16 protein-coding genes are annotated in these 15453 nt (G+C 69.9%); 4 read left to right on the top strand and 12 right to left on the bottom strand.

Going from position 1 to position 15453, the window contains the following annotated elements:
• Positions 1-48 precede the first annotated feature (48 nt).
• Positions 49-822 carry a class I SAM-dependent methyltransferase gene (locus BDD16_RS07780; protein ID WP_179633420.1) on the top strand — a complete coding sequence of 258 codons (774 nt, stop codon included), beginning with the start codon at positions 49-51 and terminating at the stop codon, positions 820-822.
• 19 nt (positions 823-841) lie between these two features.
• Here BDD16_RS07780 and BDD16_RS07775 read toward each other — a convergent pair whose 3' ends face one another.
• The 10 genes from BDD16_RS07775 to BDD16_RS07730 all read right to left on the bottom strand — a co-directional run bounded on the left by BDD16_RS07775 (position 842) and on the right by BDD16_RS07730 (position 9520).
• On the bottom strand, positions 842-1033 hold the full coding sequence (locus BDD16_RS07775) for a 2-hydroxymuconate tautomerase (RefSeq protein WP_179633419.1): 192 nt from the start codon (positions 1031-1033) through the stop codon (positions 842-844).
• A 26-nt stretch (positions 1034-1059) separates the two neighbouring features.
• Positions 1060-2112: a 4-hydroxy-2-oxovalerate aldolase gene (dmpG, locus tag BDD16_RS07770; RefSeq protein WP_179633418.1), complete on the bottom strand. Its 1053-nt coding sequence runs from the start codon at positions 2110-2112 to the stop codon at positions 1060-1062.
• A 14-nt stretch (positions 2113-2126) separates the two neighbouring features.
• Complete coding sequence (locus tag BDD16_RS07765) at positions 2127-3068, bottom strand: acetaldehyde dehydrogenase (acetylating) (protein WP_179633417.1); 942 nt, start codon at positions 3066-3068, stop codon at positions 2127-2129.
• A gap of 15 nt (positions 3069-3083) precedes the next feature.
• Positions 3084-3875: a 2-oxo-3-hexenedioate decarboxylase gene (gene dmpH / locus BDD16_RS07760; protein WP_179633416.1), complete on the bottom strand. Its 792-nt coding sequence runs from the start codon at positions 3873-3875 to the stop codon at positions 3084-3086.
• 30 nt (positions 3876-3905) lie between these two features.
• Complete coding sequence (gene dmpE, locus BDD16_RS07755; protein WP_179636049.1) at positions 3906-4688, bottom strand: 2-oxopent-4-enoate hydratase; 783 nt, start codon at positions 4686-4688, stop codon at positions 3906-3908.
• Positions 4689-4744: 56 nt separating this feature from the next.
• Positions 4745-5587: an alpha/beta fold hydrolase gene (locus BDD16_RS07750; RefSeq protein WP_179633415.1), complete on the bottom strand. Its 843-nt coding sequence runs from the start codon at positions 5585-5587 to the stop codon at positions 4745-4747.
• Positions 5588-5687: 100 nt separating this feature from the next.
• On the bottom strand, positions 5688-5975 hold the full coding sequence (locus BDD16_RS07745; protein WP_179633414.1) for a hypothetical protein: 288 nt from the start codon (positions 5973-5975) through the stop codon (positions 5688-5690).
• 11 nt (positions 5976-5986) lie between these two features.
• The gene (locus tag BDD16_RS07740) at positions 5987-6274 is read right to left on the bottom strand and encodes a hypothetical protein (RefSeq protein WP_179633413.1); all 288 of its coding nucleotides are present in this window, start codon (positions 6272-6274) and stop codon (positions 5987-5989) included.
• An 88-nt stretch (positions 6275-6362) separates the two neighbouring features.
• Entirely contained in the window at positions 6363-8576 is a 2214-nt protein-coding gene (locus BDD16_RS07735; protein WP_179633412.1) for a tetratricopeptide repeat protein, read from the bottom strand.
• A 17-nt stretch (positions 8577-8593) separates the two neighbouring features.
• Positions 8594-9520: a hypothetical protein gene (locus BDD16_RS07730; protein WP_179633411.1), complete on the bottom strand. Its 927-nt coding sequence runs from the start codon at positions 9518-9520 to the stop codon at positions 8594-8596.
• A 174-nt stretch (positions 9521-9694) separates the two neighbouring features.
• Here BDD16_RS07730 and BDD16_RS07725 point away from each other — a divergent pair, with 174 nt between their 5' ends.
• Together BDD16_RS07725 and BDD16_RS07720 are read left to right on the top strand one after the other, a co-directional pair.
• Positions 9695-10399 carry a response regulator gene (locus BDD16_RS07725; protein ID WP_179633410.1) on the top strand — a complete coding sequence of 235 codons (705 nt, stop codon included), beginning with the start codon at positions 9695-9697 and terminating at the stop codon, positions 10397-10399.
• Positions 10396-11979: an ATP-binding protein gene (locus BDD16_RS07720; protein WP_179633409.1), complete on the top strand. Its 1584-nt coding sequence runs from the start codon at positions 10396-10398 to the stop codon at positions 11977-11979. The genes BDD16_RS07725 and BDD16_RS07720 overlap by 4 nt, the downstream gene beginning before the upstream one ends.
• 40 nt (positions 11980-12019) lie before the next feature.
• On the opposite strand, the gene BDD16_RS07715 is transcribed toward BDD16_RS07720, so the two are convergent.
• On the bottom strand, positions 12020-13897 hold the full coding sequence (locus BDD16_RS07715) for a bifunctional metallophosphatase/5'-nucleotidase (protein ID WP_179633408.1): 1878 nt from the start codon (positions 13895-13897) through the stop codon (positions 12020-12022).
• Positions 13898-13947: 50 nt separating this feature from the next.
• Between BDD16_RS07715 and BDD16_RS07710 the strand changes: the two genes are divergently transcribed.
• Complete coding sequence (locus BDD16_RS07710; protein ID WP_179633407.1) at positions 13948-14841, top strand: LysR family transcriptional regulator; 894 nt, start codon at positions 13948-13950, stop codon at positions 14839-14841.
• Positions 14842-14856: 15 nt separating this feature from the next.
• On the opposite strand, the gene BDD16_RS07705 is transcribed toward BDD16_RS07710, so the two are convergent.
• A complete protein-coding gene (locus BDD16_RS07705; protein WP_218897733.1) occupies positions 14857-15441 on the bottom strand; it encodes a hypothetical protein in 585 nt (194 codons plus the stop codon).
• Positions 15442-15453: the final 12 nt, after the last annotated feature.

Here is a 15453-nt window from a genome sequence, read left to right as displayed (position 1 = left end):
AGCTGGCTTGGCCAATCGTGGCTGAACAAGCCTGGAAGGACTCGTCGAATGGGCCTGGACAAATCTCCGGTGGTGCTGGGCAAGGACCACTTTCGCCAGCTGTACCAGACCGAACTCGAGCAGGAGGCCGAGTGGCTGCGGCGAGGTGCAAGGGAGAAGGTGAATTCGATCGAGCAGTTCCTGCGCGCCCATGATCTCCATCCGCGCCGGTTGGTGGAACTGGGCTGCGGCGTTGGTGCGGTGATCACGGAATGCCAGCGCAGGTCACTGGCGGCGACCTACATGGGCGTCGATTATTCGCAGGAGGCGGTGGATTACCTGCGCGCCCATTCCCCGGGCATCGAGGCCGTGCAGGGCGACATCACCGACCCGCAGTTCCGCGTCGACGAGCCGAGCGACGTCGTGGTTGTCAGCCATGTGCTGGAACATCTGGAGGAGCCCGCCCGGTTCCTGCACTCCATGCAGCGGGCGCTGAAGTTCTCGCACGCAGTCATCGAGGTGCCCCTGGAAGACTTGATGGCGAGCAGGCTGAAAGCGCGCCTGAAGGACCGCACTGGCAATGTCGCCGGGCATGTCCAGTTTTTCACCTCGACCTCCTTCGAGGCCCTGATCGAATCCTGCGGACTGCGCATCGTGGACCGGCGGAACTATGCGCCGGTGCTCGACATGGACACGATCCGCTTCGTGTCGCAAAAGGATGGGCTGGCACTGCACCGCTACTGGCTCAAGGCCGTCACCAACCATTACCTGCCGCAGTGGCTCATGCCGTGGTGGAAGCGGCTGTATTACGCCCACCACGCGGTGTTGTGCACCGCGCGGTAAGCGCACGGGTGGCGGGCATTCAGCGCCCCAGGTCCTTCGCGCTGACCCCCGCGATGCCCCAGTTCTCCTTGGGCATGTCGTGGATCCAGACGCGGATGGCTTCCTTCGGGGCACCGACGGCTTCGTGCAGCGCCTGCGTGACCTTCTCGATCACGGCGCGCTTCTGGTCCTCGGTGCGGCCTTCGAGCATGTAGATCTGGGCGAATGGCATGGGGGGCTCCTGGGGTTGACTCGGGATCAGACGGCGGCGCGCTGGCGGGCCATGGTGAGGGCGGTGTCCTCGATCATGTCTTCCTGGCCGCCGACCATCTTGCGGCGGCCGAGTTCGACCAGCAGGTCGCGCGCCGGGATGCCGTATTTCTTCTCGGCGCGCTTGGCGAACAGCAGGAAGCTGCCGTAGACACCCGCGTAGCCCAGCGTCAGCGCATCGCGGTCGATGCGGATCGGGAAGTCCATGATCGGCACGACCAAGTCTTCGGCCACGTCCTGGATCTTCCAGACATCCACACCGGTCTCGATGCCCATCCGGTCGCACACCGCGACGAGCACTTCCATCGGCGTGTTGCCGGCGCCAGCACCCAGGCCCGCCGCTGCCGCGTCGATGCGCGTCGCGCCGCACTCGATCGCGGCCAGGCTGTTGGCGATGCCCATCGCCAGGTTGTGGTGGCCGTGGAAGCCGAGTTCCGTGGCCGGGTTCAGTGCCGCGCGCACCGCGCCGAGCCGCGCCTTCACGTCCTCCGGCAGCATGTAGCCGGCCGAGTCGGTGATGTAGATGCAGTTGGCGCCGTAGCCCTCCATCAGCTTGGCCTGCTTGACCAGCCCTTCAGGCGAGTTCATATGCGCCATCATCAGGAAGCCGACCGTGTCCATGCCGAGCTTGCGGGCGTAGGTGATGTGCTGCTCGCTGACATCGGCTTCGGTGCAGTGCGTCGCCACGCGGATCGTGCTCACGCCGAGGTCATGTGCCATCTGCAGGTGCTCGACGGTGCCGATGCCGGGCAGCAGCAGCGCTGACACCTTGGCCTGCTTCATCAGCGGGATCACCGCGCCGAGGTATTCCTCGTCGGTGTGCGCCGGGAAGCCGTAGTTGACGCTGGAGCCGCCCAGGCCATCGCCGTGGGTGACCTCGATCAGCGGCACGCCGGCTGCGTCGAGCCCGCAGGCGATCGACTTCATCTGGTCGAGCGTCATCAGGTGGCGCTTGGGGTGCATCCCGTCGCGCAGCGTCATGTCGTGGACGGTGATCTTCTTGCCGTGCAGGCTCGACAGCGGTGTGGTGGTGGTCGTCATGGTGGTGTCTCCCTTCAGGCGGCCACGGCGGGCGCGGTGGGCCGCAGGACCAGTTCGCCCTTGAGGATCTCCTCGGCGAACATCTCGGCGGTACGGGCAGCGGCGGCGGTCATGATGTCGAGGTTGCCGGCGTACTTGGGCAGGTAGTCGCCCAGGCCCTCGACTTCGAGGTAGACCGACACGCGCTGGCCGTCGAACACCGGGCCGTTGACCAGCCGGTAGCCGGGCACGTATTTCTGTACCTCGGCCAGCATCGCGTGGACCGAGGCGGTGATGGCAGCCTGGTCCGGCGCACCGGCGGCTTCATCCACCAGGCAATGCACCGTGTCGCGCATCATCAGCGGTGGCTCGGCTGGGTTGATGACGATGATCGCCTTGCCCTTCTGCGCGCCGCCGACCTTCTCCACCGCGCCCGCGGTCGTGCGGGTGAATTCGTCGATGTTCTTGCGCGTGCCGGGGCCGACCGAGCGGCTCGACACGGTCGCGACGATCTCCCCGTAGGCGACCGCCTGCACGCGGCTGACCGCGGCGACCATCGGGATGGTCGCCTGCCCGCCGCAGGTGACCATGTTGACGTTCATCTCGCCGGAGCCGACATGCGCCTTCAGGTTCACCGGCGGCACGCAGAACGGCCCGATCGCCGCCGGCGTCAGGTCGATCATCAGCGCGCCTTGTTCGTTCACCTTGCGCGAGTTCTCGGCGTGGACGTAGGCGCTGGTGGCATCGAACACGATCTGCACGCCGTCCGCCTGCATGTGGGGCACCAGGCCGTCCACGCCGTCCGACGTGGTCTTGATGCCCATCTCGCGGGCGCGTTTCAGGCCGTCGGATTCGGGGTCGATGCCCACCATCCATACCGGTTCGAGGACGGGCGAGCGCTGCAGCTTGGCGAGCAGGTCGGTGCCGATGTTGCCGGGCCCGATCAGGGCGCACTTGATCTTGCGGTTCTGTGTCATGAGGAGCTTTCGGGGTTATTCGACGAAGCGCATCGACACGCTGCCCAGGTCCTGGAAGCGCACATTCACGCTGTCGCCGGCCTGCACCGCGATGGCTTCCGTGACGCCGCCGGTCATGATGAAGGGGCCGGCGGGGATCTCCTGGCCGCGCGCGCCGAGGTGGTTGGCCATCATCGCGACCGCCGCGGCCGGGTGACCGAGCACCGCTGCGCCCGCCGCCATCGCCACGATCTGGCCGTTCTTCTCCAGCACCACGCCGAGCGTGCGCAGGTCGAGTTCCTCGACGTTGCGCGAGCGCCCGCCGATCACGAAGCGCGAGGCCGAAGTGTTGTCGGCGATGACACTCTTCAGGTCGAACTTGAAGTCGCGGTAGCGGCTGTCGATGATTTCCACTGCGGGCAGCACGAAGTCGATCGCCGCCATCACCGTGCCGACGTGGCAGCCGGGGCCCTTCAGCGGCGCCTTGGTGACGATGCAGATCTCGGCCTCCACCTTCGGGTGGATCAGCTCGGACATCCTGATTTCGCCGCCGTCGGGGCGCGCCATGTAGTCGCTGACGAAGCCGAAGCAGGGGGTGTCCACGCCCATCTGCTTCATCTTGGCGAACGAGGTCAGCCCGGCTTTCAGGCCGACGGTCTTGTTGCCGCGCGCTTCCTTGCGGCGGCGGATCTCGTCCTGGATGGCGTAGGCGTCGTCCCAGTCCATCAGGGGATAGTCGTCGGTGATCTTGGTGATGTCGCGGGCGTTCAGCTCGGCGGCCTCGACGTGGAGGGCGAGCAGTTCGATGGTCTGGCGGTCGAGTTGCATGGTGTGGGTTCCGCTCTGGTCTCTCGGGGTTCAGATGAAGCGCACCGAGGTGCTGCCCAGGCCGCCGACGCTGCAGTGCAGGCTGTCGCCGGCTTTCACCGGGACCAGCGGCGACTGCGAGCCCGACAGGATCACGTCGCCCGCCTTGAGCGAGATGCCCAGCCGGCCGAGCGTGTTCGCGAGCCACGCCACGGCGTTCACCGGCGAGCCCTGGACCGACGCACCACACGAGGTGGAAATGATTTCGCCGTTCTTCTCCAGCACCATGCCGGCCAGCGCCAGGTCGAGGTCGCGCGGGCTGCGGCGCGTGCCACCGAGGGTCAGCACGCCGCACGAAGCGTTGTCCGCGACGGTGTCCTGGATCTTGATCTTCCAGTCCTTGATGCGCGAATCGACGATCTCGAAACACGGCATCACGCAGTCGGTGGCGCGCAGCACGTCGGCCGCCGTCACGCCCGGGCCGGTCAGGTCGCGCGCCAGGATGAACGCCACCTCGGCCTCGGCCTTCGGCGCGATCATCTTGGACGTGTCCACCGGCTCGCCTTCGTTGAACACCATGCCCGAGAGCAGGTGCCCGAAGTCCGGCTGGTTCACGCCGAGCATGTCCATCACCACCTTGCTGGTCACGCCGATCTTCTTGCCGATCACGACTTCGCCCGCGTCGAGGCGGCGCTGGATCATGCGGAGCTGGATCTGGTAGGCGTCGTCGATGGTGATGCCGGGTTCGCGGTTGGTCAGCGGCTCGACGGGGATGCGGCTGAGCAGCGAGGCGTACAGCTCGTCGCCGTAGCGTTCGATCGTCTGGGTGTCCATCATGGTCTGGGTACTCGGTGGGTGCCCGCGTGCGCGGGCATGACGGGCGGGGTGCGTCAGCGGGTCGCGTCGGCTTCGGCGAGGAAGTTGGTGACCAGTTGCGCGAAGCGGGCGCTGTGCTCGATCTGCGTCCAGTGGCCGCAGTGGCCGAAGACGTGGAGCTGGCTGTTCGGAATCCAGTCGGCCAGGGTCAGCGAGTTGGACAGCGGGATGACCTGGTCCTCGCGGCCGTGGATTACCAGCGTCTCGTGCGGCAGGCTGCGGATGGCGGCTTCCGGGCTGGCCATCGCATCGACCCAGCGCTGGCGCGGCGCCGGGAACATCGCGGAGAACGATTCCTGGAAGCCGGGCCGGATGCTGGCCTGGTAGCGCAGTTCGGCCAGCTCGTCCGTGACCAGCGCGCGGCTGTACGCGAAGATGTCCAGCAGCCCGCGCATCGTCTCGAACGACGGCTCGTAGCCCCACACCGCGTCCAGCCCCGGCGTGATCACGAACGGCACGCCGACCGAGCCCATCAGCACCAGCCGCCGCACACGCTGCGGCGCCCGGATGGCCAGCGCCAGCGACAGCGCGCCGCCGAAGGAGTTGCCGATCAGGTCGACCTGCGGCACGTCCAGCGCGTCGAGCAGGTCGAGCGCCTGCTGCACCCAAGTGTCCATGATGTAGGCGGTGCCGGCCGGTCGATCGGTGTAGCCGAAGCCGACCATGTCGGGCGCGATCACGCGGCGCTGCTGCGCGAGCACCGGCATCACCAGCCGCCAGTTCGCCCACGCCGACACGCCCGGCCCGGAGCCGTGGATGAGCAGCACGGGCGGCTGGTCCTCAGCGGCGGTGCCGAGGTCGTGGACGTTGGTCTCGAAGGTGCCGGTGCGGACGCGGCGGCCGAGTTCGGGGTTCATGGAGGCGAACTTTCTCGGGAGCGGTGGGGAGGGGATCACCGCCACGATAGGATCGCCTCGCGATACTGTCCAATACTGAATATTGTCGAATCAATACCCTTTAGGTATTGGTGTGCCGTCTGCGCAGCCGCCGCACCCCGACGGCCAGCCCGTATCCCCACGGTGCCAGCGCCAGCACCAGCGGCTTTTCCCAGTCACTGGCGCGGTGGGTCGCGTCACGCTCCTGCTGCGTCACCGCATACGGTGGGCAGACGAAGGCGCACCGGCGCTGCCAGCGGAACCGCTCGTCCGAGAGAGCCAGGAAATAGCGGCTCCACGCCACCATGGCGGCCAGCACCACTAGGGCGACGAGCAGGCGCCACCAGCCTGTGCGCCAGGACATGGCCATGGCAGGTGTTCTCACGGCGTTCCTCGGTCTGGTGCGCGGGAGACCAGCGTCAGGTTGGGTTGGTCGGAGCGAACCTGCAGGCAGGTCGACGGGTCTGCCCGAACGATGGCCAGCAAGTCGGCATCGGACAAGACCGCTGTCTCCAGGACCACGTGGTCGCAGGCCCGGCAATGGCGGTGGGGGGCGTTGTCGCGGGCTGGTTCCAGCTGCGTCCACTGCATCTTGCGCGGGCAGTGCAGCGTCTTGATCCGTTCACCGGTATCGGTGAACAAGGTGCTGGTGGAGGGGTCGAATTGCATGGGGCATCTCCTGTGTGATCCGCATGGTGCGATGGCCAGCGCAAAACATCCTCGCCGGATCGTGATGAAAAGTGGCAGGGCGGGTGCCCTACCGCCCCGCTGTCAGCGCGTCCAGCCACTGCCGGCACGCGACCGTGTCGGCGTGCTGCGGGCCGTAGGTGCGCTCGTAGAGGGTCAGCGCGGCCTGGGCGGCGGCGCGGGCCGGACCCGGGCGCCCGGTGTGGCGGTAGACCTCGGCCAGGCGCTGGTGGACCTGGGCGACATGGGGCGTGCCGCGGGTCGGCCCCTGGTCGAGGACGTGCAGGGCGTGCAGCAGCAGCGGCTCCGCGGCGTCCGGCCGACCGGCGGCGTCCAGCACCCGGGCCAGTGCGACTTCGGTGATGGCGGTCGGGCGGGCGTCCGGGCCCCAGCGCGCCCGCCGCAGGCGCACGGCCCGCTCCATCAGCGACTGGGCCTGCGCGAACTCCCCCCGGCGGCGGTGCACGCCCCCGAGGCTGACCAGCTGATGGGGCAGGGCGGCGTCGTCCGGATCGGCGGCTTCCAGGGTCTGGATGGACACGCGCAGCGCAGCCTCGGCCTCGGACAGCCGGTTGCCCTGGACCCAGACGCCCGCCAGCGTCCCCTGCAAGCGGGCGAGCCGCGTGTCCTTCGGGTCGGGGGCCGGCACCCGTTGCCGGTGCACCGTGATGGCACGCGTCAGGCTCGCTTCGGCGCGGGGCAGATCCTCCAGTTCGCTGTAGAGCGAGCCCAGCGTGTCCAGGGTGTCCACCAGCCGCTGGTGCGTCGGCCCGAGGCTGGCCTCCTGCACCGCCAGCGCCTGGCGCAGCACGGCGGCGGCATCGGCGAGCCGCCCCTGCCGCTGCAGCGCCAGGGCGAGGTTGGCCTGCACCGTGGCGACCTCCGGATGGGTGGCGCCGTGCAGCGCTTGCGTGCCCTGCAGCGCGGTGCGGAAGGCGCTCGCGGCCTCCGCGAAGCGCCCCTCGTGGAGCAGCAGGGTGCCGAGCTGGTTGCGCATGTCGGTGGACGCCTCCGCCAGGGCGCCGGCCTCGGCCCGGTCGGCGATGTCGAGGGCCGACCGCAAGGTCCGCTCCGCCTGCGCGGTGTGGCCGCTGTCTTGCTGCGCCCAGGCCAGCGTGGCCAGCGCATGGACGGTGTCGGGATGCCGGGCGCCACGCACGGTGCGGGTCTCGTCGACCAGCCGGGTCAGCAGGTCCACCGCCTCGCGGCCCCGGTCGAGCTGCACCAGAACCCGGCCCAGACGCGACCAGGTGGAGAACAGGTCCGGATGGAATTCCCCGCGCACGCCCCGGCGCTGGCTGTCCAGCACCGCCCGCAGCAGCGGCTCGGCCTCGGCCGGCCGCTCCTGGAAGAGCAGCAGCTCCGACAGCCGGGTCCGGGCGAGGTTGAGGTCGACGTCGCGGACACCGGGGTGTGGCAGGGCCGCCTGGACGGCCTCGCGCAGCGCCTGTTCGGCCGCGGCGTAGCGCCCCTGGCGCAGCAGCGCTTCCCCCAGCGTCCGCAGCGTCCGGATGCGCTCTTCCGGCCGGGCGGCGGCCCCTTGGCTGTCGAGAAAGGCCAGGATGCGCCGCAGCACCGATTCGGCATCGGCCGGCCGGCCTTGTGCGATCTGGATCGCCGCGCGTTCGAGGCGGTACGGCGTGAGGCGCGCCTCCTGCACACCGGGGGACTGGCGCAGCAGCCGCAGGCCGCTCGACACCGCGTCCTCGGCCTCTGCCAGCCGGCGCTGCGGCACCAGGAAGAGCGTGGCCAGCGCCAGGTGGTCGCGGGCCGCGGCGTCCACGCCGGCCGGCAGCTGGTCCATGCGGGTGGCCAGCACGGCGCGCAGATCGGCTTCGGCCTCGCGGGGCTGCTGCAGATGGCGCAAGGACAGCGCCAGGTGGGTGCGCGCATCCAGCACCGTCGCGTGGGTCGGCCCGAAGGCGCTGCGCCACTGCGCGACCGCGTGCACCCGCGCCCGGTGTTCTAGCGCGAACTGCCCGCGCCGGCCGTAGGCGTCGGCGAGCAGGCCCCAGGCGCGTCCCAGGTGGACGGCGGTGTCGGTGTCCGTCGAGGCGCCTTGCCCGGTGGCCCGGCGCTGGGTCAGCAGGGTTTCGAGCCGCTCGATGGCCGGCTCCAGGCGGTTCTGGCGCAGCCAGGTCTCGGCCTGGTCCACGGCCGGCTGCAGCGGCAGCGGCGTGGCCGCGCCATCGGCCGCCAGGACGGTGCCCGCCCACCACAGGGCGGCCAGGCCCGCGCCCAGCCTGCGGCGCCAGGGGCGCGCGGTGCCTCGTTGTCTGCTCATGCTCATGCTCATGCGGTTCATGCGGCGTTCGTGTCCGGGGTGTCCCTGTGGGTCGATGTGCAGTGCCACACGCCCATGCCCACGCATGCGCACACGCACCACACGAGCACCATCATGAGCGACACCGGATGCCAGGACAGCCCCGGGAACCCCATACCGACCGGCCGACCCAGCAGCGCCAGATTGACCGCCACCCCCAGCACCGCCTGCACCAGCAGCCAGAGCCCGACCACCCGCCAGACCCGGGCCAGCCCGTGTTCGGCGCTGTCGGCCGGCGTGCGCCGGAGCTGCCGCAAGGCGCCGATCAGACCGGCGGTCCACAGGCCGACGAACCCCGCCACAAGCCCGGCCACCGGCACCCAGCCCACCCGGACCACCAGCCAGACCAGCGCAAAGTCGCCATGCGACTGCGGCACCGGCCGCACCGCGCCGAGGGCCGGCCCCCAGTCGGCCGCCCGGGCCAGCGCCAGCGCGGTCAGATGCCGCTGGTACTGGCTGCAGCAGTCGCCGTAGGGGCTGATCTGCACCATCCACCACAGGCGCCAGAGCGGGTTGGACGCCTGCAGGTCCACGACGCCGAGCACCACCACCAGGGCCAGCAGCAGCACGCCCGGCGGGAGGGCGCGCCGCCACCCGCGCCAGGGGCCGGGCGGCCGTGCGCTCCGTGCCAGCAGCAACAGCACCAGCATGGAGACGATCTGCCGCGAGTTGGCCAGCGCGCAGCCCCACCACAGCATGGCCCAGCATGCGGTGGCGGTGTGCCACCCACCGGGTGCAGCCGGTGGACGGGCTCCTCGGGTGCGGTACACCTGCAGCAGCAGGACGGCCGCGACCAGGGTCTCGACACCAGTCATCCAGACCGCTTCCACGCGCCGGCTGCTGCTCAGCGTGGTGATCAGCAGGCCGCAGAACAGGTAGAGACCGGGCAGGCGGGTGGTGTGCATGTCCTGCATGGTGCCGCGCGGCGGGGGCGGAAACCTGTACCGAATCTGCCGGATCCGGACGAATGGTGATGAATCGTGACGGCTGCGGATCCGGTCGCCACACCGGGGTCCGCTTGCGTTCCAATGGCCCATCCGCGGGGCAGTGACCGCTCCGCCACAGGAGAGGAGCACCCCATGACCAAGCAGATCGCCGTTGTCGAGGACGAACAGGACATCCGCGACAACTACCTGGAAGCCCTGCGCCGCGCCGGGTACCAGCCACGTGGCCACGCCTCCCGGCAAGAGGCCGAGGCTGCCTTCGCCGTCCAGATGCCGGACCTGGTCCTGCTGGACATCGGCCTGGGGGCCGAGCGTGATGCGGGCATGGTGCTGTGCCAGGACTTGCGGGCGCGCTCCAAGGTGGTGCCGATCATCATCCTGACCAACTTCGACAGCGAATCGGACGTCATCAGCGGCTTTCGCCTCGGGGCAGACGACTACCTCGTCAAGGCCCACATCACGATGGCGCAGCTGCTGGCGCGGGTCACGGCCCTGTTCCGCCGGCAGGAAGCCCTGCAGCAGGCGCGTCGCCAGGAACACGTCCTCGACATCGGCGCCCTGCGGCTGGACCTGGAGCGCTTCGAGGCCCGCTGGAAGGACACCGCGGTCGATCTGACGATCACCGAGTTCGAGATCATCAAGGCGCTCACCCGGCAGGTGGGCCACCTGCGTGACCGCGACACGCTGATGCGCTCGGCGAACATCTACGTCGAGCCCAACACCATGACCGCGCACATCAAGCGCATCCGCACCAAGTTCGAGGCGGTCGATCCGGCGTTCTCGATGATCGACACCGTCTACGGCCGCGGCTACCGCTGGAACGGCGCGGCCGCCCGATGAGCCCCGACACCGTGCCGACCACGGCGCGCCGGCCGTGGCGCTTCGGCCTGCGCGCGCAGGGGCTGGCCGTGGCGCTGGTGCTGCTGGTGGTGTTTCCGCTGGTGCACGAGCACTACGTCGGCGAGATGCGCACACGCCTGCAGCAGGCCCAGCAGCGTGCGCTGCTCGACGTGACCGAGGCCTATGCCCGCGCGCTGCAGCCGCTGTCCGATCCGGTGGCCGAGCGCTTGCCGGGGGCGTCGATCGCGCGCAGCGGCTTCCAGGTCTGGCTGCTGGACACGGAGCTGCGGGTCCGCGGCCACTGGGGCAGCCTGGTGCGCCAGGACACGCGGTTCATGGCCGATGCCGACCCCCAGGCTGATCCCCAGGCCGATGCCCTGGACCGCTGGATCGTGCGCTGGGTCCACCCCTGGGTGGCGCCGGACACGGTCGATTTCTCCGACCTGGAGCGGGCGAGCGGTCCGGTCCTCGATGACGCGGTGCGGGCCGCCGCCCAGGGCAGCATCGGCGTGCAGCAGCGCAGCCTGTCGACCCGCGACGCGCGCATCTTCTCGGTGGCCGCGCCGGTGTGGGGGGCGTCGGGTGTCGAGGGCGTGGTGGTCGTGGAGCAGGGCGACGACACCATCACCCGCGCCGCCTGGCATGCCCGCGAACGGCTCGCGGTCACGACGCTGCTGGCCTTCCTGGTGGTGGCGGGCGTGCTGGCGCTGTACGCCGGCCGGCTCACCCGGCGCCTGCTGGCCTTGCAGGCCGAGGCGGAGAGCGCCGTGGACGCCCAGGGCCGTGTGCGCCGCAGCCGCGGTCTGCGCCTGCAGGCCAGCCACGATGCCGAGGACGAACTGGGCGACCTGTCGCGCAGCTTCTCGACCCTGCTGCAGCGCCTGGACGGCTACCACGACTACCTGCAGAAGCTCGCCCGCCTGCTCGGCCACGAGCTGCGCACGCCGATCACCTCGATCCGCATGTCGCTGGACAACCTGCGCGCGCTCAGCACCACGCCGGCCGACGCGGTCTACTTCGAGCGCACCGAGCGCGGCATGGACCGCATCAACCGCGTGCTGTCGGCCATGGGCGAGGCGTCGCGGCTGGAGGAGATGCTGGCCAGCAGCCCGCGCATTCGCTTCGACCTCGGCGCCTTCCTGCACGACTACGTCAACACCTTCGCGGCGGGCCGGCCGGACCGGATCTTCGAGGTCTGCGTCGGCCCGCCCGCCGCGTGGGTGCTGGGCGATCCCGACTGGGCTGCGCAGATGCTGGACAAGCTGCTCTCGAACGCCTGCGACTTCGCGGTGGCCGGCACGCCCATCGTGGTCGCGTGCGAGCGCGACGCGCCGCACGCGCGCCAGGTCCGCGTCAGCGTCTCGAACCAGGGGCCGCGCCTGCCGGCGGCGCTGGCGACCTCGCTGTTCGAGCCCTTCTCCTCGGTGCGCGACGGAGCGGCGTCCGACCAGCCGCACCTGGGCATCGGGCTCCATGTCGTGCGCCTGGTCGCCGAGTACCACGGCGGGCAGGTGGCGGCGCAGGACCGCGCGGACGGGAGCGGCGTGGTGTTCACCGTGACCCTGCCGCTGGAGGCCTGAACCCTGTCGGGTCCGAGATCTCCTCGACTTCCCGCCAGTATCAGGGCAGCGCTACGCCTGCCACGCCGATCACCTTCTGGTGCGAGTAGTCGCCCGCCGCCGGACGCGACACCGTGCCGCCGCGCGCGACCAGCCAGTCGGCGAAGGTCTGCGTGTAGAGCAGGTAGGTGTTGACGTAGTTGCCCGCCGTGTAGACCTGGCCGAGCGTGGTGTAGCCGTCCTTGCCGGTGGCGATGAAGTCGTTTGTCACCAGGGTGTAGGTCTTGGCCGGATCGATGGCGGACCAGACGCCCGAGGTGCGGTCCTTCACCTCCACGTTGCTGAAGCGGCTGCCACGCGCCTTGCTCAGGTCCAGGTGCCAGCGCAGGCCGGCCGCGTAGGGGTGCGAGCCGTCGGACGAAGCGTTGTCGCGGTAGTTGGCGACAGCGTCCTCCAGGGCCTGGACCACCTGGGCGCCGGTCATGTTCAGCTCGACCAGCACGTTGGAGAAGGGCAGCACGGTGAACGCGGTGTTCATCGTCAGCGTGCCGCTGCTGATCGGCGTGCGCACGCCGCCGGCGTTCTGCAGCGCGAAGTGGGCGCGCTTGCTGGCGGCCAGGAAGGCTTCGGCCACCACCTGCGCGGCGTCGCTGCCGCGGGCCAGCGTGTTGGCGGTCTCGCAGCCGGCGATGCCGCCGGAGCGGTTGGTCGTCTCGCCGGGCACCCGCACCAGGCAGAGCGCTTCGGTCGCGGTGCCGATGACCTTGGCCTTCTGCGCCTCGACCTGCACGGTGTAGCCGGCCAGCACGCCTGCGGCGATGGTGTTGGGCGTCGTCACCTTGATGCGCGGGTCGGTGGCCAGCTTGGCGGTCAGCGCGACCTTGGTGGCGTCATCGACCGCGACGAAGGTGCCGGCGGCGTTCTTGCGCTTGAAGCTGTCGCCGATCACCACCGAGGCGTTGCCCGCGCAGCTCGCGACCGCGCCCTGGGTGTCGAACTTGACGTTCATCAGGCTGAAGACCTTGCTGTATTCCCACGACTGCCCGATGCAGACCGTGCCGCCGTCCTTGTTCTTCACCACCGTCGGGTAGGCGCCCGAGCTGCTGAGGCCGAAGCTGGCGAAGTCGCCCAGCAGCGTGTGCGAGTCGCCGCCGATGATCACGTCCACGTCGGTCAGCGCGGCCGCCAGCTTCTTGTCGGCGTCGTAGCCCTGGTGCGTCAGCAGCACGATGTGCTTCACGCCCTGGCCCTTGAGTTCGTCGATGTACTTCTGCGCCGTGGTCGTCTCGTCGAGGAACTGGGTGCCGGCCAGCGGGCGCGACGACGCCTTGGTCTTGCCGGCGACGTCGATGCCGATGATGCCGACCTTCACGCCGTCATAGGTCTTGACCAGGTAGGGCTTGTGGACTGGCGTGCCCGACGGGGCCAGAGGGGAGCCGGCTGCCGGCACGACGTTGGCCGAGACGATGGCGGTCTGGCAGTCGGCCGTGTAGAGCTGGTCCAGGAAGTTCTTCAGCACGCCGTCGCCGTCGTCGAACTCGTGGTTGCCGTAGCCGAAGGCGTCGAAGCAGACCGTGTTCATCATCCTCGCGTCGGCCTCGCCCTTGAAGAAGGTGTAATACAGCGTGCCGGTCACCGCGTCGCCTGCGTGCAGCTTGAGCAGGTTCTTCTTCTCGGCGGTGGCCTGCTGGAACAGCGTGGTCTGGCGCGCGAAGCCACCGAGTTCGACCTGGGTCGCCACGCCGTCGAGCACCAGTTCCACGGCGGGGATCGGCTCCAGTTGCGAGTGGTGGTCGTTGAGGTGTGCGATGGTCAGCGTCAGGGGGGCGGGGGTCGGCGGAGCGGTCAGGTCGGGCCGTGTGCTGCAGGCACCGAGGGCGGCCACCAGACCGGCGGCGGCGAGGAGGTGACACAGGGGGCGCAGGGGACGCAGAAACATCGTGAGGCTCCTGAGGCAGGGGGCGTGATTTGTGCGGCACAGTGTCGCTCATGGACCTCAGACAGATGCGCTACTTCCTCGCCGTGGCCGAGGAGCGCCACCTCGGCCGCGCCGCCGAGCGCTTGCACATGGCGCAACCGCCGCTGACCCGCCAGATCCACGCGCTGGAGGACGAACTCGGCGCGCCGCTGTTCACCCGCACGCCCAAGGGCATGGAGCTGACCGAGGCAGGGCAGACGCTGCTCGACGAGGTACCGAACCTGCTGGCGCTGGCCCAGCGTGCCCGCGAGCGCACCCGCGCGGCCGGACGCGGCGAGACCGGGCGGCTGGACGTGGGGCTGTTCGGCTCGGGGGTGCTGGACGTGATCCCGCGGCTGCTGGCGCGTTTCCATGCCGAGCGGCCGGACGTGAAGATCGTGCTGCACACGATGACCAAGGCCGAGCAGCTCGACGCGCTGCGCGAGCGCCGCATCAGCGTCGGCTTCAACCGGCTGGTGCCGCCGGAGCCGGATCTGGTGATCGAGACGGTGCTGCGCGAGCAGATGCGGGTGGCGCTGCCCGAGGGCCATCGGCTGTGCGCGCAGGCGTCGGTGCGCATTCCTGATCTGCAGGGTGAGCCGATGATCCTCTACCCGAACCTGCCGCTGCCCGGTCTGGCGCAGCAGGTGATGCAGGCCTTCGCGCAGGAGGGCACGCCGCTGCAGATCGAGCAGGAGGTCGAGGACGTGCTGACCGCGGTGGCGCTGGTGGCGGGGGGGTTTGGCGCCTGTGTCACGACGGCCAGCAGCGAGAGCCTGCGGCTGCCGGGGGTGGTGTACCGGCCGCTGGACTGCGCGTATCTGCGGGACATCGAGCTGAGCTGCATCCACCGGCGGGGGGATGGATCGCCGGTGCTGGGGGCGTTTCTGGCGGTGGTGCGTGGGTCCTCGCCTTCGCGAGGATGACGAGGGGGTGGCGGACTACTCGATCACCAGCCGGTCGATCCACCGCACCCCCGCCGCCACGTCATCCCGCAGCGCCGGCCGATACGGCGGCTTGTCGGTCTGCGTCGGCGGCGCGCTGATCAGGTTCAGGTCGATCGACTGCGGCCGCCCGACCAGGCCTTTGTCGGTGCGCTCCAGCTGGTAGTACAGCCCGTTCCACAGCTTGGCGCCGAACTCCTTGGGCAGCTTGAACAGGAACAGCAGGTGGTGCTCCAGCCACGCCAGGTCGGTCGGCGTCACCGTGCCCGGGTTCGGATACGGGTAGGGCACGTGGCAGCTCACCTCGCCGCCGCCTTCGACGCACTTGAACTCCTTCATCGACAGGAAATGGTCGGTGAACTTGGCGTGGTCCATGTGGACGGAGAAGGCGATGCGGCCGTCCGGGCGGGGCGTGAACTCCACGGTGCCGAGCGGCAGGCGCTGCTGGTCGCGGGTGATGGCGACGAGGGCCTTGGTGCCTTGCAGCTCCCAGGCGCTGGCCGCACCGGGCAGGGCACAGACCGAGGCCGTGGTCAGCAGCGCGAAGGCGGTCAGCGTGGTCAGGCGGGCGGGCTTGGGCATGGTCTGTCCTCA

This window comes from Sphaerotilus montanus (genome assembly GCF_013410775.1).
GTDB classification, from domain to species: domain Bacteria; phylum Pseudomonadota; class Gammaproteobacteria; order Burkholderiales; family Burkholderiaceae_C; genus Sphaerotilus; species Sphaerotilus montanus.
This window is presented reverse-complemented; position numbering and strand designations above follow the sequence as displayed.

Bases quoted from the DNA above. Each gene is read 5' to 3' on its own strand.
- BDD16_RS07735 (WP_179633412.1), bottom strand. From the start codon at position 8,576: ATGAGCAGACAACGAGGCACCGCGCGCCCCTGGCGCCGCAGGCTGGGC.
- BDD16_RS07740 (WP_179633413.1), bottom strand. From the start codon at position 6,274: ATGCAATTCGACCCCTCCACCAGCACCTTGTTCACCGATACCGGTGAA.
- BDD16_RS07710 (WP_179633407.1), top strand. From the start codon at position 13,948: ATGGACCTCAGACAGATGCGCTACTTCCTCGCCGTGGCCGAGGAGCGC.
- dmpH (WP_179633416.1), bottom strand. From the start codon at position 3,875: ATGCAACTCGACCGCCAGACCATCGAACTGCTCGCCCTCCACGTCGAG.
- BDD16_RS07705 (WP_218897733.1), bottom strand. From the start codon at position 15,441: ATGCCCAAGCCCGCCCGCCTGACCACGCTGACCGCCTTCGCGCTGCTG.
- BDD16_RS07745 (WP_179633414.1), bottom strand. From the start codon at position 5,975: ATGGCCATGTCCTGGCGCACAGGCTGGTGGCGCCTGCTCGTCGCCCTA.
- BDD16_RS07720 (WP_179633409.1), top strand. From the start codon at position 10,396: ATGAGCCCCGACACCGTGCCGACCACGGCGCGCCGGCCGTGGCGCTTC.
- dmpE (WP_179636049.1), bottom strand. From the start codon at position 4,688: ATGGACACCCAGACGATCGAACGCTACGGCGACGAGCTGTACGCCTCG.
- BDD16_RS07750 (WP_179633415.1), bottom strand. From the start codon at position 5,587: ATGAACCCCGAACTCGGCCGCCGCGTCCGCACCGGCACCTTCGAGACC.
- BDD16_RS07765 (WP_179633417.1), bottom strand. From the start codon at position 3,068: ATGACACAGAACCGCAAGATCAAGTGCGCCCTGATCGGGCCCGGCAAC.
- BDD16_RS07725 (WP_179633410.1), top strand. From the start codon at position 9,695: ATGACCAAGCAGATCGCCGTTGTCGAGGACGAACAGGACATCCGCGAC.
- BDD16_RS07780 (WP_179633420.1), top strand. From the start codon at position 49: ATGGGCCTGGACAAATCTCCGGTGGTGCTGGGCAAGGACCACTTTCGC.
- BDD16_RS07715 (WP_179633408.1), bottom strand. From the start codon at position 13,897: ATGTTTCTGCGTCCCCTGCGCCCCCTGTGTCACCTCCTCGCCGCCGCC.
- BDD16_RS07730 (WP_179633411.1), bottom strand. From the start codon at position 9,520: ATGCACACCACCCGCCTGCCCGGTCTCTACCTGTTCTGCGGCCTGCTG.
- BDD16_RS07775 (WP_179633419.1), bottom strand. From the start codon at position 1,033: ATGCCATTCGCCCAGATCTACATGCTCGAAGGCCGCACCGAGGACCAG.
- dmpG (WP_179633418.1), bottom strand. From the start codon at position 2,112: ATGACGACCACCACCACACCGCTGTCGAGCCTGCACGGCAAGAAGATC.